The sequence below is a fragment of the Leuconostoc falkenbergense genome (genome assembly GCF_045801155.1).
Lineage (GTDB): Bacteria > Bacillota > Bacilli > Lactobacillales > Lactobacillaceae > Leuconostoc > Leuconostoc falkenbergense.
On record NZ_CP174386.1, the window covers coordinates 873,082 to 883,525 of the forward strand.

The window sequence follows — 10,444 nt, forward strand, 5'->3', positions numbered from 1 at the left end:
ACTAAGCGACAGGCGAGTGTCTGTTGCTTTTTAATCTAGTTGTTAGGGAAGTAACATGAAAAAGAGTGACAATCAGTTTTTTAAATTTGAACGTGAGGTGACTTCGCAGGATTATCAAGTATTAAACCAAATGCTTGATTATTTTCGGGTGAGCGCTTTTTTTGAAAATAATACAGCAACACAAATTTTTTACGCTTTTGGATTAAAAAATTCATGGCAAACGTTGCCTCAAAAGGTTAACACGATGGTGTTTGGCGCCAACGCTTTTGATGGTCAGCATTCAAAGGAAGAACTAATGAACGGCTTTTGGTTTGAACCTGAGATTGTTGTCTCGATTGCCAATGGGCGGTTACAATCTAACACAGTAGAGTTAGATAGCATCCTAGCAAATCACCAACAAACCCACGATATTAAAAGGGTACAAATAAAAAAAATTATCTCTGAAACAGACTGGATTCAACGCGTAGATGATTTAATAAAAAATCTCAATGATGTTAAATCGCCGATCGACAAAGTCGTGTTTGGTCGGCAGGAGATGATTGAATTGTCCAATCAGAATCGTGCTTCATGTTTGTTACAAGCATTAAGAATGCAACACAATGTTTATCATGTCATTTTGAAACGAGAAAATGAAATTTTTGTTTCTGCGACACCTGAGCGTCTCGTATTTGTCTCTCAGGGCGAAATTCAAACAGCAGCTGTTGCCGGCACCACACCACGAGATCGTGATCCACATCGTGATCGTGAATTAGGCAATAGCCTATTACATAGTTTAAAAAATCAGCGTGAACATCAGTTTGTTGTTGATAGTATCAAAATGAAATTAGAAGCGATAACAACGCAGTTAAATGTACCATCTAATCCAATACTGTTACAAAATAAACAGGTTCAGCATCTTTACACGCCGATTAGTGGCACATTGTCTGCAAATATGTCTGTCAAAGACCTAGTTGATAATTTACATCCAACGCCAGCTTTAGGTGGTGTACCACAAAAAGAAGCTTTACAATACATTGCGCAGCATGAGCAACAACCTCGTGGCTTATTTGCAGGACCAATTGGTTATGTCACAGCCGATAATACGGGTGAGTTAGTAGTGGGTATTCGTTCGATGTATTGTGAACAGACCCGTGCACGTTTATTTGCTGGCGCCGGTATTGTTGCCGGTTCAGAAGCACAACAAGAATATGACGAAACGGCGTTGAAATTTAAGCCAATGCTACAATTGTTAGGAGAATTAACGCATGATTGATGCTTTAACTTACAATACCAAACACTTAATTGGCGCTTTAGTAGCTGGAGGTGTTAAATATTTTGTCCTTTCTCCGGGGTCACGTAGTACGCCAGTTGCATTATTAATTGCTGAGTATGTCAAGTATCATCCAAATGTGAAACTCTATGTTGATGTTGATGAACGATCAGCAGGCTTTTTTGCGCTAGGAATTGCTAAAACGACATTATCACCCGTGGTTCTACTAGGTACTTCAGGAACTGCTATTACAGAATATACACCGGCAGTAGCAGAGGCGTCAGTGTCAGAAGTACCACTGATTATTTTGTCAACTGACCGGCCACAGGAATTACAATATAATGGTGCGCCACAAACATTACCACAGCAAAATATATTTGGAAAATTAACGAAAGCAGATCTCGCTTTTAATTTGCAGGAGACACACCAAGACATAACTGAATATATTGATTTTGCAACACAAAAGTTTGTTCATTTGGCGAATACGGCACCTTGTGGGCCAGTGCAATTTAATTTACCGTTACGCAAACCTTTGATGCCAACATTAGGAAATCAGGATAACGTGTTAGTTAAGCAACTATCCTTTTCAAAACCATCTCAGATTAAAATTGACATACCACCAATCACAGCAAAGCGTGTGTTAATTCTTGCCGGTCCAAATGTTGCAGAATCATATAGCGATGCTTTATTGGCATTTTCGCAACCCTACCATGTGCCAGTGATTGCGGATATTTTAAGTCGTGTCCGTACCCCAGAAACGATTCATGGTATTGATTATTTGTTGAAATTTGATCAAGTGACCGACGAGTTAAAACCAGATTTAGTCATTAGATTTGGTAAAACGCCAGTTTCTGCGAAAGTTTTGCAATGGCTAAAGCATGCCAATATTGAGACTTGGCATGTTGATTTAAATGCTGGAACTGATCATTCACGACATGTTTCTCGTGCAATTTTAATGCCACCACGTGACTTTTTGAGGCAAGCAAAAGTGGTGCTTAGTGAAGAACAACAAGCGTTCGAAACAAACTGGCAATTAATCAACCAAAAGGATAAACAATTAGTACATGAAATGGCGATTGTTTCAGCATTGAATCGTGCTGTATCGCCAAAAACACCGATTTTTGTTGCCAATAGTATGCCCATTCGCGATATGGATGATTTTTTTACGGGTTTTAATACACAAACAATCTATGCTAATCGTGGGGCAAATGGTATTGATGGTGTTATTTCAACAGCTTTGGGGATGAGCGTCACGACAAAACAACGTAGTCTATTATTGACGGGAGATTTGACACTTTTTCATGATATGAACGGTTTAATGATGGCCCGCAATTATCAGTTACCGCTTGATATTATCGTCATTGATAATAATGGTGGCGGTATTTTTTCATTTTTGCCACAAGCCGAAGCAACAGAATACTTTGAAACACTTTTTGGGACACCGTTAGAATTGGACATCAGTAAAATTGCATCCTTGTATCAGCTGTCATACGTATTACTCAAGCAACCGGAAGATCTGCGAAAGGTGCTTAACCAACCAACAGACGGCACGAGAATAATTGTTTATCCCAGTAACCGCACTCAAAATGTGCGTGATCATCAAAAATATATTGGAGAAAGCCTATGATGATCAACAACTATCCCTATCAGATTTTTCTAACTAAAAATGATGCACGTCCATGTCAATGGTTACTGTTGCACGGCTTTATGGGATCACATCATGACTTTGATGATATCAAATTGGATTTGCCCGGTGAAGTTTTGACAGTTGATTTACTTGGTTTTGGTAGTCGGGTACCAGATGTCGTCGATGTGAGTCGTTTTAAGATGGCTAATCAAATTGATGATTTAAGATCAATTTTGGTTTCACTTCATTGGCAAAATGTTAATTTGCTAGGCTATTCAATGGGTGGTCGTTTGGCGTTGGGATTTGCTTTAATGTATCCCGATTTGGTAAAAAATCTTTATTTAGAAAGCACCACAGCGGGACTCAAAACTGTATCAGAAAGGCAAGCAAGAATAACTGCGGACGAGATTAAGGCGCAAGCTATTTTAGAGAATTTTCCAAAGTTTGTGGATAATTGGGCTCAACTCCCATTATTTGAAACGCAACAATTGTTATCATCATCAAAAAAAGACCATATTCGGCAACAACGCTTGTCACAAAACCCAACAAATGTCGCTAATTCATTGCGAAAAATGGGAACAGGGGCACAGCCTGATTTTTGGTCGAAGCTGTCGGATTTAGAAATACCAACGCAAGTGATTGTTGGCGAATTAGATAATAAATTTAATGCTATCGCCAATCAAATGGTACAATTGATTCCCAACGTTCAAAAAGCAGTTATTCCTAATGCAGGACATAACACGCATGTTGAGCAACCAAAGCTATTTGTTGAGGCATTAAATGTATCAAATTAAAAGTGTGACACTCACGCCGGTTATTTTGACCTTAAAACAGTCATTTAAAACGGCCCATACAGAAACAAAACGGCGACCATTAACGATTGTACAAGTGACATTATTTGATCATCTGACGCAACAAGAGGTTATGGGATACGGCGAAATACAATCGTTTGATGATTTCACTTATGCGCCAGAAAATCAAATCATGAGCTTGTCAATTGTCCAAAATATTTTATTGCCCCAGCTGCAGGACAATCAGTTTAAATCGCCCGAGGAGTTTGCTGGTCGTTTAAATAAGCTAACAGCGTACGGGTCATTTGCTAAATCAGGACTTGAAATGGCAATCTGGGATGCTGTTGGTCATTTGAAAAAGAAATCTTTGCAAAGGCTCATTGGTGGCACAGGCACAAAAGTACCAGTTAGTGTCGCAATTGGATTGGCAGATGATTTTAAGGCTATGATGAAAGCGCAGTATCAACGTCATAAGTTGAAAATTGATGGCGCTACGAACAATTGGCAAAAGTTGATTGATTTATTGCATGATTACCCGAATCAACATTTTTCTATTGATGCCAATTGTAGCTTTCGTGATGAAGACTTTTCCTTTTTAGCCACGTTGCCTGATAATGTTGATTTTATTGAGCAGCCTTATAGCGCTAACGATTTTGTTAAACATGCGCAACTACAAGCCCGTATTCAACAACACTTGAGTCTAGATGAATCCGTCAATAATATAGATGATATCGCCACAATGCTTGACTTACACGCCGCTGACGCGCTAACTGTCAAGCAGGGCAAAATAGGGGGCATTTCAAATGCTATTATGGCGATCAAAATGGTTGATAAGCCTTGGATTGGCGGTATGTTAACGAGTGGGTTAGGACGAAGTGTTGATTTGGCGCTAGCAAGTTTGCCAAATATTGCTTTTCCAAGCGATATATCCGACAGTAGTCGCTATTTTGAACGGGACATCATTAAAGAAAAGTTAGTTGTTGATCGTGGTTATATCACAGTGCCAATAGGATTTGGCATTGGTGTGACAATGGATTTTGATGCCATTGCTGATATGCAGTCTGCCAACACAATTAACATACAATATTAGAAGGAACTCCTATGACAGAAAATTATGCAGAAAAAATGTTGGATGCCTTATCCAGTGGGCAGCTAGACACGGCGCAAAAGTTATTTGCACAATCACTGCGGCATGATAGTGATGAAATGATTTATAGTTTGGCCGAAGAATTATACGCGTTAGGATTTTTGAATCAGTCGCGCAGAGCATACAAAAAATTATTAGATAAATTTCCTGATGAGGATGACATTCGTACTGCTTTGGCTGACATCGCCATTGAAGATGGTCAAATTGATGAAGCCCAAGACTACTTAGCACAAATCAGACCCTCATCATCGTCTTATTTACAAGCGCTTCTTGTGAAAGCTGATATTTACCAAACTGAGGGATTGAATGAATCGGCTGAGTTAAGCCTGTTACAGGCAGAAAAAATCGCACCAGATGAAATAATTATCCAATTTGCATTAGCCGAATTTTATTTTGCTAATCAGAGTTATCATCAAGCCATTCCACGCTATCGATCGTTGTTACTGAAAGGTGAACGTGAAATTAGTCGCGTTGATTTGGTTGCTCGGATTGGGGTCGCGTATGCACAAATCGGAAATTATGAAAACGCAGTTGGTTATTTGGAACAAATTAAACCGGAACAAATGACATTAGACACACAGTTTCAATTAGGCGTATTGTATCAAGAAAATGGTCGTGAAAACGAGGCAATTAAGCTGTTTAACAATATCTTGGAAGCTGATCCTAAATATACCTCTATATACCCATTATTGGGACAAGCGTATGAACATCAGCAAGATTTCGATAATGCCTATCGTACCTATCAAGCTGGTATAGCCCAAGATGAAACGAATACACTTTTGTACCGTTTGGCTGGGTTGGCGGCAGACAAGCAAGGTGATCTAGCGGCCGCACAATCCTATTATCAAAAAGCACTAGCATTAGATGAAAATGATGTGATGACTATTATTACGTATTCTGAGTTACTCTTGTCGCAAAATTTGTATGAAGATGATGTGAAATTAATTGAAAAATATATTGCTGAGGATGTTGTTGACCCACAGTTTTATTGGGATTTGGCACGAGCTTATCAAGCTTTAGGTCAAGATGACAAGGCTAACAAATACTGGCAACAAGCGTCACCGCTTTATAACGATGACGTAGCATTTTTGCACGATTTGGTTGACTGGTATCATGAACAGGGGATGCGTGAACAAGAATTAGTCACAATGAAACAATATTTAAAGATTGCACCTGACGATGATGATATGCAAATGCGCCTTGAAAGTGTCGAATATTAAACCCACAGTTGTCTTTTATTTGATAAAATAAGATGATATGAAAATTGAAAAATTACCACAAGAATTTGTACAAGCGCAACCTATTTTAGCTACCTTGGAGCAAGCTGGCTATGAGGCTTATTTTGTTGGTGGTTCTGTTAGAGATACACTTTTGGGTGCGCCAATACATGATGTTGATATTGCCAGTAGTGCTTTTCCCGAAGAAGTTAAAGCATTGTTCAACCGGACAGTTGATACGGGTATTCAGCACGGCACTGTGATGGTGCTTGACCATGGTGAAGGCTATGAGATTACGACATTTCGGACGGAGTCAACTTATACTGATTTCAGGCGACCCGATAGTGTGACGTTCGTGCGTAGTTTATCAGAAGATTTGAAGCGTCGTGATTTTACGATTAATGCTCTGGCAATGCGTCATGATGGTGAAGTTGTTGATCTATTTGATGGCTTATCTGATATGACAAACGGTATTATTCGTGCTGTTGGTGATGCAGAAACACGTTTTACTGAAGACGCGTTAAGAATGATGAGGGCGCTAAGATTTAGCGCCCAGCTAGGTTTTCGTATAGCAGATGACACACGTCAAGCGTTACGTGATTTGGCACCTAATTTAACTAGAATAGCCGTAGAGCGTATACGGGTAGAATTTGAAAAAATGTTAATGGGCGGCAATGCCGCTGAGAGCTTAAAATTGGCTTTAGATGATGGTGTTATCAACTACCTGCCAGGTGAGCCATTGAAAATTTGGGATAACATCATTCAACATTTGGCAACACATCAACCTGCTGATACTTTCGCAGTTTGGTCGCTGGTATTGGCCGAAACAGATTTGACTTCATCTCAAATCAATCGTTTTTTAAGGAATTGGAAATTAAGTCGAGAAACAATAACAACGGTGATGACTGTCGTGCCATTGATTCGCCAAATTGATAAAGTTTCTACTTTTGATTTGTACCAGGCACTACCTTATCAAAAAACGTTATTCGAGCTTTTAACACTGCTAGATGTTTCAAACGCGACAATTGGGCAGATAAGGCATATAATAGATATGTTACCGATTACAAATTCGTCAGAATTAGCTATTCAAGGCGGCGATTTAATTCGTGAAGGTGTTATGATGCCCGGGCCTAAATTAGGCCAATGTCTGAAAAAAATTGAGTACGCAGTGGTCAATGGTGAGCTGGAAAACACCCGTGAATCCCTTATACAGTATGCGAAGGAGCAGGTAAATGACGACAATTAAAATGGTATGGGCGCAGGATAAAAAGAACGCCATTGGTAAAAATGGCAGCATTCCATGGCACATGCCCGATGATTTAAAACTCTTTCGTGACGAGACAATGAATACACTAATGATCATGGGCCGCCCAACTTGGTTGAGTATTGGACGACCACTGCCTAACAGAACAAGTGTTGTGATGACTACGGACTTAAATTGGCAGACAAACTATCCTGAAGTAAAAGTTGTGCATTCACTTGATGATGCATTGGCGCTTATTAAAAACGAATCGCGTGACATATCAATTGCTGGTGGCTCGGTTATTTACAAAGCGTTTATGCCATACGCAACTGATCTCGTTGTCACTAAGATTGACGGTATAATTGATGGTGACACATTTGTTGCGCCAATTGATTTGTCACAATTTAAGCTGACCTCTAGTGAGGCACATCCCAAAGATAACAATCATGATTACGCGTATGTGGTTGAACGATACAAGCGTAAGTAAGGAAAAAACATGTCAAATATTAAAATAGTAACCGATTCAGCTGTTGCATTGACACCTGAAGAAATAGCATTTTATGATATCAAAATTGTACCGCTTTCTGTCCAAATTGACGGCACCGTTTATGAGGATGGCGTGACGATACAACGTGATGAATTTTTAGAAAAAATGGCCGTTAGTAAGAGTTTACCTCAGACATCACAGCCATCAATTGGGGCGTTTCAGCTTGCCTATGATGAGATTCACCAAAAACATCCTGATTCAGAAATTTTGAGTATACACATGTCTTCAGGATTATCGGGGACAGTTCGTGCCGCTGAACAGGCAGCGGCTTTAACAAGTGCAAAAATTACAACATTTGATACACTGGCAGCTGATCGTGCACAAGCATTTGTTGTCTTGCAAGCTGCTGAGATGGCAAAACAGGGGGCAACAATGGCAGAAATTATGCCAGCGATTGAACAGGCTCGTGATGAATCCAATATTTATTTGAGCTTCACTTCCTTAACAAATATGGTTGCCGGTGGTCGCTTGAGCAAAACACAGGGCATTATTGGTAATCTGTTGAATATTAAGGTTGGTGCGGGTGTGACACATACTGATGGCACTGTCGATGTTTTATTGAAGGGGCGAGGTATGAAAACTATTGCTAAATTCAATAACAACGTGATTGCAAAAATGCAAGAATACAAAGAAATGGTTGCGATTGGTATTTCACATGCTGGTATTCCGGAGGAAGCCACGCAATTAGCCGAAAGGTTAAAAGCAATCTGGCCAGACTTGGAAATTCCAGTTTTGAACACGACGCCGATTATATCCACCCATACAGGTGTGGGAGCACTGGCAATTTTGTATCGTGCCCGTTGATGAATAATTATCTTAAAAGCGAGTCTAGCTCGCTTTTTTTGTAACTAACGCTTTTTTAGGCTATAATAATTACCAGTAAAGTTTCAGGAGAATTACGAATGCGAAAGGTACTAATCAGCTTCATTGCCATCGTGATTGTTGGTGCTGGCGTACTTTTTGGTATTAAAAACTGGCAACATCATTCACTCAATCAATCATTGTCAAAAACTGAAAAAGTGTCACATGTCAATTTGGTAGCATTAGGTGACTCGCTAACCGAGGGCGTTGGTGATACACAAAAATTGCAAGGCTATTCTGGTAGAATTGCTAAAGAGATTCGTGAAAAATATGATATTTCTGTAACCATGAAAAATTTTGGCAAAGCAGGTGACCGCTCAGACCAAATTAAAAAAAGATTAGTGGCACAATCAAGTTTTCAACACAGTGTTAAAAACGCTGATGTATTAGTCATGACAGTTGGCGGTAATGATTTACAGCAATTGTTACTCAAAAATATGACGGCTTCTTCTCCAAAAGCATTGTCTGAAGCAGTTGTTAAAGGAAAAGTGAACTATCAAAGCAGGTTAGCAAAATTGCTAAAAACGGTTCGTGGTTATAACAAACAAGCGCCAATCTTTATTTTTGGTAACTATAATCCGCTCTATGTTCACTTTGCTAATCGTGAAGATTTCAATGCTGATGTTAAAAATTTCAATGCTATCAATGCTAAAATGGCAACAAAAGATGGTAATGCTTATTATGTCAGTTCGTTTGATTTGACATACGGTCAATTCAAGACAAAATCACAACGTCAAAAACTTGTTAAGCAAATTGAAAGTGATAGTTCAGAAAAAAATGCAACGAAAGCCATGACGGCTGTTTTGACGGGAAAAACAAGTGTTGACAATAATTGGATTTCAAAAGATGATAATTATCATCCTAATGACAAAGGTTATCAATATATGACATCACAATTGTTGCATGTTATGAAGCGAGAGGAAAAACATTGGTTAATCAAACACTAAAAAGACCAGCTATGACACCAAAAAAACACCGTTCAATCTGGTTTTGGTTTTTTTGGGTATTAGTAACTGGGCTCGTTCTGACCAGCTTTTGGTTCTTTCATCAGGCGTCAGGTCCAATCAAATATAGTGATAGTCAGTCAAAAATAGCAAATTCTGACGCAACATTTGATATTACACTAAACAAAAAACAAATTAATGCCTTAGTAGCCCACTATCTTAACGATTCTGATAACAGTGGTTTTACGTTTGATGTTTCTGACAAAGTCATGATGTATGGTAGCACTAAATTTTTAGGGCAAAAATTTAACTTTGGCATGGCGCTTGATCCACAAGTAACGGCTAATGGCAACATTATTTTAAAGGCAAAATCACTAGCAATTGGTAATTTGTCGCTGCCTGTGTCCACTGTTATGAGCTTCGTTCGGTCTAGTTATGATGCACCAAAATATGTAACTATTATGCCTAAGAAAAAAGAAATCTTTATTAATATGAGCCAATTGCCAACGACGCAGGGCTTAACATTTCGGGCCAAAATTATTGATATGAAAGCAGATCAATTTGTATTTGAAGGAGGCTTAGTAGATGAAAAAAAGTGATCGCTCTTTTTATAATTGGTTAATGACAAATCGTAATCCAATAGCCGCGGATGATGTTCAGCAATTTGCTAACAACGCCTTTTTGGATTCGACATTTCCCAAACAAAGTACGGACTTTGATGATATTTCTAAGTATTTAGAAGAAAATACGACTTACTTGATGAGCATGACGACGTTTGATGAAGCGTGGTCAATGTATATCGCAGATCGATAAAGAGG

Annotated in this window: 11 protein-coding genes; all 11 read left to right on the forward strand. The window is 39.0% G+C overall.

Annotation, left to right across the window (positions count from 1 at the left end):
* Positions 1–55: 55 nt before the first annotated feature.
* The 11 genes from ACI3ES_RS04315 (at position 56) to ACI3ES_RS04365 (ending at position 10,439) form a co-directional block, all read left to right on the forward strand.
* Positions 56–1,252: an isochorismate synthase MenF gene (locus ACI3ES_RS04315; RefSeq protein ID WP_036068325.1), complete on the forward strand. Its 1,197-nt coding sequence runs from the start codon at positions 56–58 to the stop codon at positions 1,250–1,252.
* Complete coding sequence (gene menD, locus ACI3ES_RS04320; protein WP_036068327.1) at positions 1,245–2,876, forward strand: 2-succinyl-5-enolpyruvyl-6-hydroxy-3-cyclohexene-1-carboxylic-acid synthase; 1,632 nt, start codon at positions 1,245–1,247, stop codon at positions 2,874–2,876. Before ACI3ES_RS04315 ends, menD begins: the two co-directional genes overlap by 8 nt.
* Positions 2,873–3,670 (forward strand): 2-succinyl-6-hydroxy-2,4-cyclohexadiene-1-carboxylate synthase, encoded by a 798-nt coding sequence (menH, locus tag ACI3ES_RS04325; protein WP_036068329.1) that lies wholly within the window; start codon positions 2,873–2,875, stop codon positions 3,668–3,670. Before menD ends, menH begins: the two co-directional genes overlap by 4 nt.
* Positions 3,657–4,757, forward strand: a complete 1,101-nt coding sequence (gene menC / locus ACI3ES_RS04330; RefSeq protein ID WP_142511507.1) for an o-succinylbenzoate synthase — start codon at positions 3,657–3,659, stop codon at positions 4,755–4,757. The genes menH and menC overlap by 14 nt, the downstream gene beginning before the upstream one ends.
* An 11-nt stretch (positions 4,758–4,768) precedes the next feature.
* Positions 4,769–6,034, forward strand: a complete 1,266-nt coding sequence (locus ACI3ES_RS04335) for a lipopolysaccharide assembly protein LapB (RefSeq protein ID WP_036068331.1) — start codon at positions 4,769–4,771, stop codon at positions 6,032–6,034.
* A gap of 37 nt (positions 6,035–6,071) precedes the next feature.
* On the forward strand, positions 6,072–7,277 hold the full coding sequence (locus ACI3ES_RS04340; protein ID WP_114666667.1) for a CCA tRNA nucleotidyltransferase: 1,206 nt from the start codon (positions 6,072–6,074) through the stop codon (positions 7,275–7,277).
* Complete coding sequence (locus ACI3ES_RS04345; protein ID WP_004913075.1) at positions 7,264–7,761, forward strand: dihydrofolate reductase; 498 nt, start codon at positions 7,264–7,266, stop codon at positions 7,759–7,761. Before ACI3ES_RS04340 ends, ACI3ES_RS04345 begins: the two co-directional genes overlap by 14 nt.
* A 9-nt stretch (positions 7,762–7,770) precedes the next feature.
* A complete protein-coding gene (locus ACI3ES_RS04350; protein WP_036068334.1) occupies positions 7,771–8,625 on the forward strand; it encodes a DegV family protein in 855 nt (284 codons plus the stop codon).
* 98 nt (positions 8,626–8,723) lie between these two features.
* Entirely contained in the window at positions 8,724–9,629 is a 906-nt protein-coding gene (locus ACI3ES_RS04355) for an SGNH/GDSL hydrolase family protein (protein WP_036068335.1), read from the forward strand.
* Positions 9,611–10,225 (forward strand): YpmS family protein, encoded by a 615-nt coding sequence (locus tag ACI3ES_RS04360; protein ID WP_142511505.1) that lies wholly within the window; start codon positions 9,611–9,613, stop codon positions 10,223–10,225. Before ACI3ES_RS04355 ends, ACI3ES_RS04360 begins: the two co-directional genes overlap by 19 nt.
* Positions 10,212–10,439, forward strand: a complete 228-nt coding sequence (locus ACI3ES_RS04365; RefSeq protein WP_004913088.1) for a YozE family protein — start codon at positions 10,212–10,214, stop codon at positions 10,437–10,439. Before ACI3ES_RS04360 ends, ACI3ES_RS04365 begins: the two co-directional genes overlap by 14 nt.
* The last annotated feature ends 5 nt before the right edge of the window (positions 10,440–10,444 follow it).